The 15,493-nt window shown below is 35.9% G+C and carries 16 protein-coding genes; 5 read left to right on the top strand and 11 right to left on the bottom strand.

The window, feature by feature from the left end; genetic code table 11:
- Nucleotides 1-46: 46 nt before the first annotated feature.
- On the bottom strand, nt 47-259 hold the full coding sequence (locus tag AC4G3K_RS09745; protein ID WP_491076376.1) for a DUF3006 domain-containing protein: 213 nt from the start codon (nt 257-259) through the stop codon (nt 47-49).
- Nucleotides 260-543: 284 nt separating this feature from the next.
- On the opposite strand from AC4G3K_RS09745, the gene AC4G3K_RS09750 reads away from it, so the two are divergent.
- Together AC4G3K_RS09750 and AC4G3K_RS09755 are read left to right on the top strand one after the other, a co-directional pair.
- Nucleotides 544-873 (top strand): hypothetical protein, encoded by a 330-nt coding sequence (locus AC4G3K_RS09750; RefSeq protein WP_491133183.1) that lies wholly within the window; start codon nt 544-546, stop codon nt 871-873.
- 338 nt (nt 874-1,211) lie between these two features.
- Nucleotides 1,212-2,204, top strand: a complete 993-nt coding sequence (locus AC4G3K_RS09755; protein ID WP_491133184.1) for a nuclease-related domain-containing protein — start codon at nt 1,212-1,214, stop codon at nt 2,202-2,204.
- A gap of 301 nt (nt 2,205-2,505) precedes the next feature.
- On the opposite strand, the gene AC4G3K_RS09760 is transcribed toward AC4G3K_RS09755, so the two are convergent.
- The 4 genes from AC4G3K_RS09760 to AC4G3K_RS09775 form a co-directional block, all read right to left on the bottom strand.
- On the bottom strand, nt 2,506-3,366 hold the full coding sequence (locus AC4G3K_RS09760) for a DUF421 domain-containing protein (RefSeq protein ID WP_491133185.1): 861 nt from the start codon (nt 3,364-3,366) through the stop codon (nt 2,506-2,508).
- A 41-nt stretch (nt 3,367-3,407) separates the two neighbouring features.
- The gene (locus AC4G3K_RS09765; protein ID WP_491076371.1) at nt 3,408-3,578 is read right to left on the bottom strand and encodes a DUF1657 domain-containing protein; all 171 of its coding nucleotides are present in this window, start codon (nt 3,576-3,578) and stop codon (nt 3,408-3,410) included.
- A gap of 188 nt (nt 3,579-3,766) precedes the next feature.
- Entirely contained in the window at nt 3,767-4,465 is a 699-nt protein-coding gene (locus AC4G3K_RS09770) for a Crp/Fnr family transcriptional regulator (RefSeq protein WP_491133186.1), read from the bottom strand.
- Between the two features lie 164 nt (nt 4,466-4,629).
- A complete protein-coding gene (locus AC4G3K_RS09775; protein ID WP_491133187.1) occupies nt 4,630-5,418 on the bottom strand; it encodes an HAD family hydrolase in 789 nt (262 codons plus the stop codon).
- 267 nt (nt 5,419-5,685) lie between these two features.
- Here AC4G3K_RS09775 and AC4G3K_RS09780 point away from each other — a divergent pair, with 267 nt between their 5' ends.
- The 3 genes from AC4G3K_RS09780 (at nt 5,686) to AC4G3K_RS09790 (ending at nt 7,676) form a co-directional block, all read left to right on the top strand.
- The gene (locus tag AC4G3K_RS09780) at nt 5,686-6,870 is read left to right on the top strand and encodes a NupC/NupG family nucleoside CNT transporter (protein ID WP_491076368.1); all 1,185 of its coding nucleotides are present in this window, start codon (nt 5,686-5,688) and stop codon (nt 6,868-6,870) included.
- Nucleotides 6,871-7,070: 200 nt separating this feature from the next.
- Nucleotides 7,071-7,199: a YpzI family protein gene (locus AC4G3K_RS09785; protein ID WP_491133188.1), complete on the top strand. Its 129-nt coding sequence runs from the start codon at nt 7,071-7,073 to the stop codon at nt 7,197-7,199.
- A 165-nt stretch (nt 7,200-7,364) separates the two neighbouring features.
- A complete protein-coding gene (locus tag AC4G3K_RS09790; RefSeq protein WP_491133254.1) occupies nt 7,365-7,676 on the top strand; it encodes a putative ABC transporter permease in 312 nt (103 codons plus the stop codon).
- Between the two features lie 34 nt (nt 7,677-7,710).
- On the opposite strand, the gene AC4G3K_RS09795 is transcribed toward AC4G3K_RS09790, so the two are convergent.
- The 6 genes from AC4G3K_RS09795 to AC4G3K_RS09820 all read right to left on the bottom strand — a co-directional run bounded on the left by AC4G3K_RS09795 (nt 7,711) and on the right by AC4G3K_RS09820 (nt 15,492).
- Entirely contained in the window at nt 7,711-8,928 is a 1,218-nt protein-coding gene (locus AC4G3K_RS09795; RefSeq protein ID WP_491133189.1) for a BRCT domain-containing protein, read from the bottom strand.
- A 359-nt stretch (nt 8,929-9,287) separates the two neighbouring features.
- A complete protein-coding gene (locus tag AC4G3K_RS09800; RefSeq protein WP_491076365.1) occupies nt 9,288-9,899 on the bottom strand; it encodes a DedA family protein in 612 nt (203 codons plus the stop codon).
- Nucleotides 9,900-10,533: 634 nt separating this feature from the next.
- Nucleotides 10,534-11,715, bottom strand: coding sequence for an MFS transporter (locus AC4G3K_RS09805; protein WP_491076364.1), 1,182 nt, complete (start codon nt 11,713-11,715; stop codon nt 10,534-10,536).
- Between the two features lie 73 nt (nt 11,716-11,788).
- A complete protein-coding gene (locus AC4G3K_RS09810; RefSeq protein ID WP_491133190.1) occupies nt 11,789-12,628 on the bottom strand; it encodes a MerR family transcriptional regulator in 840 nt (279 codons plus the stop codon).
- A 99-nt stretch (nt 12,629-12,727) separates the two neighbouring features.
- The gene (locus AC4G3K_RS09815) at nt 12,728-13,201 is read right to left on the bottom strand and encodes a methylated-DNA--[protein]-cysteine S-methyltransferase (protein ID WP_491133191.1); all 474 of its coding nucleotides are present in this window, start codon (nt 13,199-13,201) and stop codon (nt 12,728-12,730) included.
- A gap of 164 nt (nt 13,202-13,365) precedes the next feature.
- The gene (locus AC4G3K_RS09820) at nt 13,366-15,492 is read right to left on the bottom strand and encodes a heavy metal translocating P-type ATPase (RefSeq protein ID WP_491133192.1); all 2,127 of its coding nucleotides are present in this window, start codon (nt 15,490-15,492) and stop codon (nt 13,366-13,368) included.
- Nucleotide 15,493 lies beyond the last annotated feature (1 nt).

Here is a 15,493-nt window from a genome sequence, read left to right on the forward strand (position 1 = left end):
TATGTCACTGAGCTTTTTATCTGTCCAAGATATTAAAATGAACTATTTATTCAATTAAGTCATCCATGAGAGATTGTACACGTTTTTTTCTTTTTTCGGTTTCATTTAAATCATGCTCATAGTTTCCACCCTTTTCAATTAGTACATCTCCAGCCTTAACATCACTGGGTAATTTGCCTATTTCAATATCTACCATGCTTTTATCAGATTTCTCGCAGACTGCCAAATGGCCTTTGAATCGATTAATAATTAACCTCATCTCATGTTCCTCCCTTATTTAGCTATTTTGAGTGGTATATGTACATCGGTCTTACTGAATAGAAAAAACAACGACTAGCTAGTACTTGATGGTGGGCATGGCTGGATTATGCTTGAGTTTGGCTGGATTCGTGGTGACTTCGGCTGGATTTTTCCTGTTATCCGCTCTATTCCCTTCCACTTCAGCTCTATTCCGCTCTCCTATGCTACACTTCTTATTTGTCTTTTTAATAAAAGACTCAAATTTATCCCTGAAAGATGCGATTGTTTGGATAATGCTTGAGTTTGGCTGGATTTGTGGCGATTTCGGCTGGATTTTTCCTGTTATATGCTCTATTCCCTTCCACCTCGGCTCTATTCCACTCTCCTATGCTACACTTCTTATTTGTCTTTTTAATAAAAGACTCACGTTTATCCCTGAAAGAAGCGTTTGGTTGGATTATGCTTGAGTTTGGCTGGATTCGTGGCGATTTCGGCTGGATTTTTCCTGTTATCCGCTCTATTCCCTTCCACCTCGGCTCTATTCCACTCTCCTATGCTACACTTCTTATTTGTCTTTTTAATAAAGTACTCACATTTATCCCTGAAAGATGCGATTGGTTGGATTATGCTTGAGTTTGGCTGGATTTGTGGCGACTTCGGCTGGATTTTTCCTGTTATCCGCTCTATTCCCTTCCACCTCGGCTCTATTCCACTCTCCTATGCTACACTTCTTATTTGTCTTTATAATAATAGACTCACATTTATCCCTGAAAGATGCGATTGGTTGGATTATGCTTGAGTTTGGCTGGATTCGTGGCGACTTCGGCTGGATTTTTCCTGTTATCCGCTCTATTCCCTTCCACTTCAGCTCTATTCCGCCTATTCATATTAGATTTCACAAGAAATACAAAAATTATAGTTTAATTGAATGATATGATTATTCCAACCTCATCTGGAAAGGAACGATTCCAATGATTCTAAAAAGCAGAGAAATACCGGAGAAAATGAAGAAACTTGAAGCATTACTTAAACGATTACCCACTGCTCATTCGCAGCGAACGAAAGTAGAAAGGGATCTTGCCAGAATAACCGCTGGATACAAAGGAGAAGGTGCTTTAGATTACTATTTAAGTTTCCTCGAAGAAAAAACGTACTCTATTCTTCACAATGTTCGACTCTCAACCAAAACATATTTCTTCCAAATAGATACTCTACTTCTTACTCCATCTTTTATTCTCATCATTGAAGTAAAAAATATCTCTGGAACTATTCTAATTGACCCTGTATTTAGACAGCTTATCCGTACAATGAATGGCACAGAAGAATACTTCCCGCACCCAGAAGATCAAGCTTATCATCAAAGATTTCAATTACTGAATTGGTTTCAACACCATAAAATAGTATTCCCACCGATTGAACTACTAGTCGTATTTACTAATCAAAACTGTATTTTAAAAAACAGTTCATTTCCTCAGAATAATCAATCCTCCTCTATTATTCGTACAACAAGTCTTTTGAGCAGAATTGAACAAATTAAAAGTAAATACTCAAAAGAACAACTTACCAAAAAGGAAATCCGTAAAATAGCATCTCTTATTAATAAACATCATGTATCTCCTACTCTTGATATTCTGCCTAGCTATCAAATTGAACGAAAGGAACTCATATTTGGTGTTCAATGCCCTGAATGTACCTATTTTTATATGGTACGAAAGCAAAGAAAATGGTATTGCACTCATTGTGGGACAATTTCAATACATGCACATCAGCAAGCCCTACAAGATTACGCACTTATCATAGGACCATTGATATCTAATAAAGATATAAGAGAATTTTTATGCATCTCCTCCACCTCAATTGCAAGAAAAATTATGCAATCTTCTAATATCCCTTCTATTGGTACAACGAAAGACAGACAATACCAGTTAGAACCATTGCCTGAAGAATTTTATCCTCATGATTAGAAATAAGTACATTTAAGTGAAAAAAAGAAAGACAGACTATCCTCATCCGTCTCATCAATTTCTATTCCTTAATAATATTAAAATAATTTCATCCTTTAAATTTCCCGGGCAATAAAAAAGGTTTCTAAGTTCCATACAGACTTTTTATAGGTTATTTTCAATCCTGCTCTTTCCATATTATTTTTGACTGGTACTGTCGAATTTTGCTTGTTAATCATCTCAAGTTCTTGAAATTCAGAAATAGATTGAATCAGTTTCACAAATAAAACAAGGTACTTCCATTTGTGGGTGTCCCTTCACGTTAATTCCTTAATATATATGCTACCTTATCAATAGCTTCTTTCATTTTTCGACTATTTTTCAAGTACATCTGTTTGGCTTCCTGATCATCGGTTGAATGGGCAAATAATTCTAAATCTGCCTGACATTTTTTCATTGTGGCATATAAAAGTGGTTTCTCCTGAAGAGAGGGTACCTTAATTTTGTCATCGAATAAATCTATGGTTAAATCGCCATAAGCATTTATTTGCCCTAAAAACACATTATCCAATGACATATCCATTTTTGCTAGTTCATTATGTACCCAAGAACGGCTTTTTCCAATGCTTACAAGTGGTTCGTCTAGGATAACACCGTCCATAATAACCGTTCTTGTCTCTTTTTCCTTTGGCACCTTTATGTTCATATCCTTTGGTGTTAGTGGTCTGTTTTCTCTTTTTAAAAGGACATTCAATGTTCCATTTGCCTCTAACACTGCGTATTCTACTTCTGCAATGTCGAAAACACCATTTTTACGTAACATTTCTAAAAATTCATCAGCAGTAACTTTCTCTTTTTTTAAATTATTCTCCAGAACCTTACCATCCTCCATAATAACTGTACCTTTCCCATCAACAATATCACGGAATTTTTTGCTTCTAAGAGTGATATGATTTGAGGCATAAGGAATGGCTGCTGTGGCAACTATGGCAAGGATGCCTAGATGGATTTTTTGGTCAAGACCCGTTACAACTTCGGCACCGATATTCCCTATCGTTATTCCGGTAACATACTCAAACATAGATAACTGAGCTATTTGCTTTTTCCCAAGTATTTTGGTGATCACGAATAAAATTAGCAAAAAAAGTACAGATCTTACTATGACATCTAACCAATCAGGCATTTTCAATTCACATCCTAAATGAGCTAAAGTACTTCAGCTCGTTAATCCATCGTATGGACCTTTTTTTTAATATCTGTAACAATTTCTCCGACAAGTAGCATCGCTTCGTGTAAATCTTTGGCAGACTCTTTATGGAGCGTCTGTAATGCTAAAATTGATAGACTTGCTTCAATCCCTTCAAGACTGGCCAAGCATGTTTTTAAGGTTGTCATATTTTCTACCTCCTTGAATAAGGTGTCCATCCATTTATCTTTATTCTGTGATGTGAGATTACTTTTATACATTCCTGTGTAAAGTCTGATTTCATCTACCAACAATGGTTAATTAGCAGTACAACTATATGTATTTATACCTCGAAAATAAAAAGAGCATATTTCATACGAAATATACTTCAAAAATTTTATTCATATATATTATTATTTGCTATTTCCTTCAGCCTATCTATATCTTTAACAAAAAGTTTACCATTCGATCTGCTGATTATTTCATCATTGCAAAAGTTTTTAATCACTCGATTCAAATGTCGATAGCTTGTTCCAACCATATCCGCAATATCCTTTAAACTTGAGCCTACAGCTTCTTCATGATAAACCGGTCTCTCACCATCTGTAGTTGTTGATAATAAAAAGCTGGCTAATCTTACTTCTACAGGATATAAAAGATTTAATGTGGCTGCATCAGTTTTGGCACGGAATCTACGTGTAACCACATCCAGTAAGAATGACAGGAATCTTGGATCGTTCCCTACAGTATTTCTAATTGTTTGGTACGGTATTTTGAATACGAGACAATCAGAGCTAGCTTCAATCGTGTGAAGCACAAGCGTACCTTGTATATACTCAACGTCCCCAATAATTCCCAATGATTTTTGAAACCGTAATATTAAACGTTTATCATCAGGTGTAATGGTGTATATTTTAACTTTGCCTTCAACAAGGAAATACATATCGTTGATTTCATCACCTTTGGAACAAATCAACTGTCCTTTTCTTATTTGCAATACATCAATATCATTAAATTGAATGCCAGAGAAAATCTCGCACATATTATACTTTTTTAGATACTTTAAAATAATTATCTCTTTTTCAGCTTTTTGCATCAGATGCTTCACCTTCAATTATTTTACCTTCATTAGTCAATCATTATTATGAAATACGAATAGAAGTATAGCTATTATACTGTAGTTGGTAAATATATAATCATTTCCAAACAAAACAGAGTGACTTTAATACAAAAGCCACTCTGATTTATATCTATTGGTTGTTAAGCAATCAGAATATGTTCTTTAATCGTTTCAATGACACCTGCTTGATTATTAGTTTTTGCTTCAAATCTAGCAATCTCTTTTATTTTTTCATGGGCATTTCCCATTGCAAAGCTATAATACGCACTTTGCATCATTTCAATATCATTTAAATAATCACCGAATACCATTGTTTCGTCGGGCTGTATATTCAAAAGCTCTTGGACTCGCTTTATGGCAATGCCTTTATTGGCACCCGGATTCATAATATCCATCCAATAATAGCCACCGATTGTCACTTGATAATCATTTTTAAACTGAGTAAAGTATGTTGCACTGTTTTGCTCAGCCCCTTTGAAATCAAGAAGGCTTACCTTTAAAATCTCATCCTCCACATGCATTAAATCATCGACCAACTCACATCGAGCATAATATTTATTAACTTCTACAAGGGCCTCTGGTGCTGAATTTTCGATATAGGCCGCTTTTTTTCCACATAGGACGATATGTACTCCCTCTATATCTCTCGCCAATTCTACAAATTTCTTTGCTTCTTCTAATTTTAGTGTTTGGGAATATAGCTCTTTCCCTTTATACACGACATACGTTCCATTCTCCGCAATAAATAGCATTTGTTCCTGTATATCGTGGAATCTCTCCACAAGATTATAATACTGACGTCCACTAGCCGCTCCAAAAATGATATCTTTCTCTTTTAATTTATGAAAAACATCATAAAAATCCTTAGGAAATTGATTATGATCATCTAAAAATGTACCGTCCATATCTGTTGCTATCAATTTTATCATCCGACTACCCTCTCTCTTCTCGTTGCTCGTTATAAACTGATTATAAATGACTTCCATCTTTTTCACATGATTCAAAACATTTTCCATTCTATAAGTATACAATTTTATTTTCAGAAAAATTATATATTTCTTTTAATATTCATTTAGGACATATGTCCTTGTAAGTCCATATATTATGTCAGTATAATTCTTCAAGGTTAATGGTTATAAATTTCACCATTGAGCAAAATGAAAGTAAATAAATAAAAAGATTGAGGGGTTTTTTTAATGAGCATTATTCTCGGTATTCTCGGAATTGCATTGTTAATAGGAATTTCCTATTTATTTTCCAATGATAAAAAGAATATCAATTTTAAAGCTGTTGCCATCATGATTGGGATCCAGTTAGTCCTAACTTTCTTATTACTAGGTACAACTGTAGGTCTAAAAGTAGTTGATGCGATCGCTGGAGCATTCAATAAATTATTGAGTTACTCCCAGGAAGGTATAGACTTTGTGATCGGCGGATGGATTCCTGAGGGAGGTTCTCCATTCTTCGTAAATGTCTTAATGCCAGTTATCTTTACTTCTGCATTATTATCTGTACTTACACATTACAAAATTCTTCCTTATATTATCAAATATATTGGCGGACTTATTTCAAAAATCACTGGTTTACCACAAGTAGAAAGCTTCAATGCTGTTAACTCTATATTTTTCGGTCAATCAGAAGCCATTCTTGCAATTAAAAGTCAAATTGGCAAACTAAATTCCAACAGACTATTTATTGTTTCAACATCAGCAATGGCAAGCGTATCTGCAGCGTTAATTGCATCCTATATGACTATGCTACCTGCAAAATTTGTCTTAATCGCTATTTTCTTAAATATGTTCAGTGCATTAATCATTACTTCCATCATGACACCTGTTAAAGCAGCGAAGGAAGATACTGAAATCGATATTGAAGACATGGTTCAAACTAAAAATGTATTTGAAGCCATTGGTGCCGGAGCATTAGACGGTGGGAAAGTAGTCGTAATCGTAGCAGTTATGCTAGTAGCATACTTAGCGATTTTAGGACTATTAAATGGAATTGTCGGCGGAATTGTTGGTATTGATTTAACTACCATTGTTGGATATATCTTATCTCCAATTGCTTTCATTATGGGTATTCCAGCAAGTGAAATGATCACAGCTGGTTCTGTAATGGGTACAAAATTATTAGCAAACGAATTTGCTGCCATTTTACAATTCCAACCTTTAATGGCAGACATGTCTGAGAAAGCAGTTGCTGTTATTTCTACATTCTTAATTTCATTCGCTAACTTCTCTTCTATTGGGATTATTAGCGGATCCATTCAAGCGATCAATGGCGCAAAAGCAAAAGAAGTAAGCTCATTTGGTTTTAAATTATTCCTCGTAGCTACAATGGCTTCCATTCTTTCTGCTACAATAGTAGGTCTATTTATCTAAAATCATTTGGATAGGATTATCAGGAATTACCCGGTATCCTATCCTTTTTTATTTAATCACCTTCGATTTTGCTGTCACAAAAATTCCCTTCTCCCTTTCTATGATTTCCTCTATCTTTCCTTAAATTTCCTTTGGAAAATTGTAATAAAAAGTCAGTGAACGGTTACCCTAATTCTATTCAAGTAAAAGGAGTGGATAATATGGGTAAAGACAGACAGGAAAAGAAACTAAGAAACAGCAAACGCGTTGAATCTGACCGTAATCAAGCTCTACATAATAATGGTTCTACGCGTCTGGATACACCTGATGAAGCACGAAAAGATCAATAACCGAGTTATTACTTTGGTTAAAGACACTATTTTATCCTATTGACCTTAATGCCTGGAGGATTCCCAATGTTTTATAATCTGATAAAAACCTTACATCTCGGGATTATTGGTGGTGCTCTTTATCTATTTATAGAGTTACTATGGCGAGGACACACACATTGGACAATGGGAGTGCTCGGGGGCATTTGTTTCACTTTGTTCGGATTGCTTACTCTAATGAAAATCCCCCTATATATGAAAGCTTTGGCTGGGACTCTATTAGTGACCTTCTTAGAGCTATGCGCCGGTCTTATTTTAAATCTATGGCTAAAGCTATCTATATGGGATTACAGTGCGCTTCCTTATAATCTCTATGGACAGATTTGTGTGCCATATGCTCTATTATGGTTGCCTTTATCAATAGCTGGTATCATCTTGTACCCCTGCTTATACTCTTGGTTGTTCCAGAAACATTACTCAAACCTTCGAATAAATTAAAAGGACCAATGCGCTTCATTGGTCCCTCACCTATTCAATCAATCATCAATCTGAATTGTTCTTCTGTTATAATAGGGATTTTGAGAGATTCCGCCTTTCTATATTTGACGGTCCCTACTCCTTTTGCCCCTATCAATAAAAAATCCGTCTGGTTTGTAACTACCCCTGCCAGTGTTCCACCCGCCTGTTCAATTAATTTCCTGAATTCGTATCTTCTTATTGAAAGGGTACCAGTAATAACGACGGTTTTCCCCTTTATTCCATGCTTTCGTACCTCTTGATTGGATAAAGGTTTATTTCTACATTCCCTGTTTATACAATATGAATGCTCATCATTGCTTTCTAATTTATCCCCACAATCAGGGCAAATATCAGGTTGGACCACGCATATTTCAGAACCTGTCCGTTTTCCTTTCTCCACACCTATGATAGTGTGTACATCTTCCATTAAGACATGGTCACCAATACGAATATCCATTGATTTTATCATGGAAAAGTTGGGCAACCTGAGGGTAAAATAACGTTCGCCAGCCATATCATTCGCTTTTATTTTTATAACAGTCTCGATTTTTCCAGTTGAATTAACTTCAGGATTAATATCATAAACTGTGAGAATCACCTCATCCGGTGAAAACGGTAATATGAACTCTTCTTTGCACCTAGGTGTATTAGCAGCTAGTATTTGTAGACCTGATATGGAATAACCAATCTCTTTACGATGGTACTGATGAAAGGTTTTATAGTACCTCAGCATATCTTTATAGGTATTTCCTAGCTGTTCATGATAAACGACATTAAATCCCTGTTTCATTAGAAACTCCAAACTTTCCAACTCGGTATGAAAGCTGCCACTATCCAATCCATCGATATCAACAATACTTGAGACAATTACCCTTAGTTTATTCTGTGCACCATCCATCTGCTGTACGATTATTTTCTTCGTTAAATCCTTATGATCTAAATACTCACCTTTTATATTCTTCTTTTCGAAATCTGAAAATGTGTGAATGACGTTCGCCCTAACTTTTACTAATCCACTAAACGGAATCTTGTCAGGTACATCCACACTTGACCGAACCGCTTGAGTCACATCAACTTCGCAATGGTCCTGATCCATAGTTATCTTCTGAAGCTCCCGCTTTTGATAGGTTATATCGACTTGCAACCCATTAATAAGTAGTTTAATCAATAGCGGAGAGGAAGTTTTTTCTATATATTGTTTTAACTTTTGAAAGAGTTTTTCTGTATACATTGGTCTGCGTCCTTTAAGATAATTCAATCTGACTTGCGGATTACTAGTCTATCTATATTTTAGCAGGTTATTTGCCTATTTTATTTACGGAAATTTTCTCCTATCCTGATACATATAATGGAGATCTTCTCCTATACAAAGGGTCAGACCAAGAATTGCAAACTGGTTTTAACTTTGAACTAGATAAGTACATTTTCTTTATCTTGCTTTACAGGTAAATTAATGTAATCACTTTACCTAATACCATAAAATTACTTTTAACTTAAGAAAAGGTAAGTTCGATTTTAATGGACTATATACCATCTGAATAACAAAAGCCCTTGAACTCCATCCATCAGGAGACCAAGGGCCTTTTTAGGTTATTTTCGTTCTTTTCTTTTTCGAATATACCAGATGATACATAGGACAAACAGCAAGGCAAGTAATACATAAATAACATTTGAAAAAATGTCCATATATTTTACAATTTCATGCCAATTTTCTCCTACACTTGCTCCAAGTGAGACCAAAATGGTATTCCATACAACTGTTCCAATCGTTGTGAACAGAAGGAACAATGGGAAATTCATATTGGACATCCCTGCAGGAATAGAAATCAAGCTTCTAACTAATGGGATAAGACGACAAAATAAAACGGTCCAAATGCCATACTTATCAAACCATGCATCAGCCTTATAAATGTCTTCTTTAGTAAGGCGAAGAATTTTCCCATACCGATCAATGATTTTCTCTAATCGACTGACATCAAGCAATCGGCCAATATAGTATAGTATGACCGCACCAGAAACCGATCCAATTGTCGATACCGTTATGACACCAACTACAGTTAAACTAGTTTCATTGGTCATAACTCCTCCAAATGTTAAAATCACTTCAGATGGAATCGGAGGAAATACATTTTCTAAGGCAATCAGGAAAAATACTCCCCAATATCCATATTGATTCATTAAATCCGTAATCCAAGACTCCAATTGGACCATCCTTTCTATCTATCGGTTAAATATTAATGACCAATCAGAAATATTCCTATAACAAAAATACATTTTACTATTATAATAATTCCTTCATTGGACAATCATAGCAATCCTCATTATACTATAACATCATAAAATAATGAGAATGTAAAATAATTACCTCTAACAAATACTCTTTGCTGGCTCTTGATAAACCTTCCTATAACCGCTTTTCCTATCTATTAAATCCGTTGATGGAGCCAATACAATTAAAACACACTTCTGATAAAACAGGTTAAACCTGGGGTTATTAGATACACAATTAAGCCTTAAATACATGTATTGGCTAGAAAACTCCTCTTCAATCCACCTAATCATTACATACCCCATCCTTACTAGCATATAATTTTACGCAAGAATAAAGGATTAGTTTGAATAGATAGGAATGCCCTTATTATCTCCTTACAACCCATAACAGATAGTCAAGACGCTCGTCCTATAAATAAGCTGAACTCTCTCCACTACACTAATATATGCGATCTGATATAGAAAAATGAGTTTTGTGAAAATCATTACAGCAATATTGCCCATTAGGTAAAAATAATCTAAAAAATAAAACAGCTGTGGTTAAAACAGCTGTTTTTCTATCAATCTATGACTGTACTTCCGTTTTCTGTTCATGCCACACAAGCGAAATCAATAGGCTGACTCCTAATAATACAGCGGCAAACATATACGGATAAATGAGATTAACATCAAATAGGATTCCTCCGATTGCCGGTCCGATAATATTTCCAACACTCGTAAATGCTGAGTTCATACCGCTGACAAATCCCTGGTCACTTCCGGCGATGCGGGATAAGTACGTCGTTATAGCCGGTCGGATTAAATCAAAAGCAAGGAACACAATAAACGTTACCGCTAGTACACTCCAATAAGCAGACGCTCTTGTTAAAAGGAAGGCAAAAACTGCTCCTACCAGTAAACATAGCTTAACAAGCCAGATTTCCCCTATCACTCTTGTAATTTTCTCGAATAAAAACACTTGTGCGATGACACCTAAAATGGCGCTAACCGTGATAAGCATCGCAATATCCTTAGCTGTAAATCCAAATTTATGATCGACAAATAAGCTGTACATAGATTCAAAGGTAGATAGGCCAAGGGAAGAGGATAAAATAATTAAGAATGGGATAAGGTAAATAATCGTTAATAGCTTATGATATCCATTCTTTCCAGATCCTTCTTTTGACGAATTCGTTTCGACTGTCCGCTCGGGTTCACTTAACATGATGATGGAAAAGATACCTGCGAAAATCCCTAATCCAGCAGCAAAATAAAAAGGCACACGCGTACCAATATCCGCTAAAAACCCGCCAATTCCCGGCCCAATGATAAAGCCAGTATTAATAGCTGCTGATAAATATCCCAACGCTCTTGGGCGTTCCTTAATCGTGGTAATATCCGCAATAAATGCCGTTACTGCTGGCATAATAAATGCCGCACTAATTCCGCCTAAAACCCTGGAAAAGAATAATACCCATACCTGTTGGCCTAATCCGAAAATCAACTCTGATATGCCGAACAGAAACATACCGATTATGATCATACGCTTTCTTCCGTATAAATCTACCCATTTACCCGCAAACGGTGATACGATAAGTTGAGCTACCGCAAAGGCTGAAACAAGATATCCCATAATCGTACCATCCAATCCAAGCTCTCGCATAAGGGTTGGCATAACTGGGATTACAAGGCCAATCCCTAAAAATGCAATAAATAAATTACTCAATAATAGTATTAGTACTTTATTCTGATTCTTGTTGCCAGACATATCTTTACTCCTTTACTTGTATGCTAGTTCGAAACTCCTACTAATTAAAATAAACCCTATAGTAACTATAAGGTCAAGAAATTTTTATTTGAACTTTCAATTCAACGATAAAATCATCTTCATTGATTGCCGTATCGGTGAAAGGCATGTACAGTTCATAGACTATCTTTTCGGTTTGTATTTGATGATTTAAAATATAAGAATAGAGGGTCTCATAGCAGGATTCATATACATCATCCGCTGAATGAAATGCAATACATATGTATTCACCGGCAGGCAATTCGTCCTTTTCCATAAGTTCGTTCGATAGCGATATTTCTTGGTCGGATAAAATCGGTGTAAATATAGAAGTATATTTCCAATCATGTATAGAATCATATTTTTCTAATGGATACGTGGCACAGTATACACTGTCGAATACGGTTCCATGGTCTTCTAACACTTTCATTAAATGGCCGTATTCTTTTACAGGAATACTGGTTGCGGATGAAGGTGCTTGATTATAGATGAGGATGCGCTGTTTATCATATTTTTTTATATACACTTTTTCTAATTGATTAGAAGAAGGTTGATTCAGGATTTGCTTTTTCTTATACCCCAATATGGCCTTCACATCCTCAAGCCGACGCAACTGCTGCTCAATTTTACTTTCCTGCTCATCTAAAAATTCAGCCATTTCCCCTGCTGATAGCTGTAAAACAGATTTTATCTCATTCAATGGAACCCCAACATGCTTAAGTGATTTAATGATATCCAGATAAAACAACTGCGTATTGCTGTAATATCGATATTGGTTATCAGGATCGGTATAGGAAGGTTTAAATAAGCCGATTTTATCGTAAAAACGTAATGTCTGAACGGATATATTCGTAAGTTTTGACACTTCACCAATCAAAAAATATTGTTTCTCCATTTCTGGCTCCTTATGGTCTGTTTCATGTATTTAGACATACTTCATTATAGACCATTGAAGAACATTTATGAGTCAGAGTAAATCGGCTTACATCAGACTTTAATTAGTTATCCTTTCAAATTCCAGCTCCAAAAGCCTCTGTTTTATATCAAGTCCTCCGCCATACCCGACCAGTTTTCCAGTAGAACCGATAACCCGGTGACAGGGTATAATAATAAAAATCGGATTTTTATTATTTGCCATCCCAACTGCACGAGAGGCACCAGAATTCCCCAATTTAACTGCTACCTGCTTATAGCTTCTTGTCTCGCCATAAGGAATCTCCAACAACTCTTTCCACACACTCTTTTGAAAAATTGTACCATGAGGGTTCAGTTTTACAGAAAATTGCTGCCGTTCTCCTTTAAAATATTCTTCTAGTTGTATAGCTGCTTCTTTTATTAACCTTGTTTCCTTGATCTCCGCCTGTATCCGTTTTTCACCTAAGAACACATCTGTAATTCCTGTTCCATCTTCTGCTATCCCTACTTTACCAATTATGGTGGTATAGTAATAGACATATTTATTATCCATATAGAAATCTCCCTTCACCTTCTGCCTAAAGAAAAAATTCATATATTAACCGCTTCAATTTTAGTTTCTGATCCATGTAGATCTTCTACCTGTATTTCTTGATAGAACGTGCGAACTTCTTTTTAAAATATAAAACAGGAAGCCAATTTGCTTCCTGCTCAATATTAATCTTTTACTCTCAATAATCTTAAGCTATTCAATGTCACCAGTAACGTGGCACCCATATCTGCAAAGATAGCAATCCATAAAGTTAACCAGCCGGGGATGACCAATAGTAAGGCTACAACTTTAATAACCAATGAAAATGTAATATTTTGTTTAATGATGGTCAGTGCCTTTCGGCTTAACTTAATTGTATAGGGCAGTTTACTTAAATCATCTGACATTAAGGCAATATCAGCTGTTTCCAAGGCTGTATCTGTTCCAGCACCACCCATGGCAACTCCTAAATTAGCAGCAGCCAAAGCAGGAGCATCATTAATACCATCACCAACCATCGCCACATGCAGATTGTTTTCACGGAGTTTTCTTATATAATTCAATTTATCCTCCGGCAGCAAATCAGCCTGTATATCTGAAACTCCTACTTCATTACCAATTGCGGAAGCCGTTCCTTCATTATCTCCTGTAAGCATAATTGTTTTCTTAATTCCGATTTGATGAAGCTTCTGAATGACTTCTTTTGAGGATTCCCTTACTTCGTCAGCCACTGCCATGATCGCCAATATTTCTCGTTCCGTACCGAGTATCATAATGGTTTTACCTTGAGTTTGAAGGTTAAGAATATGTTCTTTGTATTCTTCTTTCACATTAGTAGACCATATTTCCTCAAATAAGTGCAGGCTTCCTACATAATAAGTTTCTTGATTAACATTTGCTTTAATTCCTTTCCCTGTAATGGACTGAAAATCTTCTACCACTTTATCTTTGTAATTCAGTCCCATTTCATCTGCCTTTCTGGTTATTGCTGAAGACAATGGATGCTGTGACCCTTTTTCAAGAGCCGCTGTGATCATTAATATGTCATTTTTATTTTCACCAAATGTGATAAAATCTGTTACAGTTGGAACCCCTTTTGTAAGGGTACCCGTTTTATCGAAGGCTATCGCATCTAAATGGCCGGCTTCTTCCAGATGAATACCGCCTTTTATTAAAACTCCATTTTTGGCTGCATTACCAATTGCCGTTACAATAGCAACCGGTGTTGATACAACCAGGGCACATGGACAACCAACCACTAGAGCAGCGAGTCCCTGATACACCCAAATACTCCACTCTGCATCAAAAAATAATGGAGGTACAATAGCTATAAAGAATGCGATCAAGATGATTGCAGGAGTGTAATACTTTGCAAATTTATCAACAAAAGCTTGAGATGGCGCTTTTTCTGCCTGAGCTTCTTCGACTAAATGAATGATTTTCGATAAGGTTGTATCTTCTACTCTTTTTGTGACTTCTACTTCCAGTAGTCCTTCTTCATTCAATGTTCCTGCATACACATCATCATGGATTGTTTTAACGACCGGAACACTTTCACCTGTAATGGCAGCCTGATTTAAAGTCGAAGTTCCTTTTATCACCTTACCATCCATCGCTATTTTTTGACCTGGCTTAACAATCATAATGTCGCCAATCCTTATGTTTTCTACATCAATCATAATTTCGTGATGCCCACGCCGAATCAGGGCTTCTTTAGGGGCAATATCCATTAAAGATTCTATTGATTGTCGCGCCTTATCCATTGAATAACGTTCCAATGCTTCACTGATGGCAAACAGGACAACAACCGTTGCTCCTTCGCTCCACTCACCAATAAGGGCTGCACCAATGATTGCAATCGTCATTAACGTGTTCATATCAAAGGTAAAACGGATTATATTTTTCAGTCCAGTTATAAAAAGTGTATAACCACCAATCAGAATTGCAGCTCCATACCCAATTGTAGGAATAAGATGCTCTTCACCGTATATGCGACTTAAAACCAAGCTAATCACTATTAGTACGGCGGATATATAAACTTTATAGGTTTCTTTTTGCTTCCAAAATGGTGTCTTTTCAATTTTCTTCTCTTTTTCATCACGTATTTTCAAGTGTTCAAAGGCACCCGCTTTTTCTATTTCTTCCATAGTTGCTGAGCCCTGCACATAAATTTTAGATGCTCCAAAATTAACTTTAGCATCTGTAACTCCTTCTAGATTCTTTACATTATTCTCAAATATACCTGCACAATTAGCACAAGTCAGTCCCTCAATTCGATACGTTTTTTGATCAGCATTGACTTTTTCGCTCATT

Source organism: Bacillus sp. z26 (genome assembly GCF_058313635.1).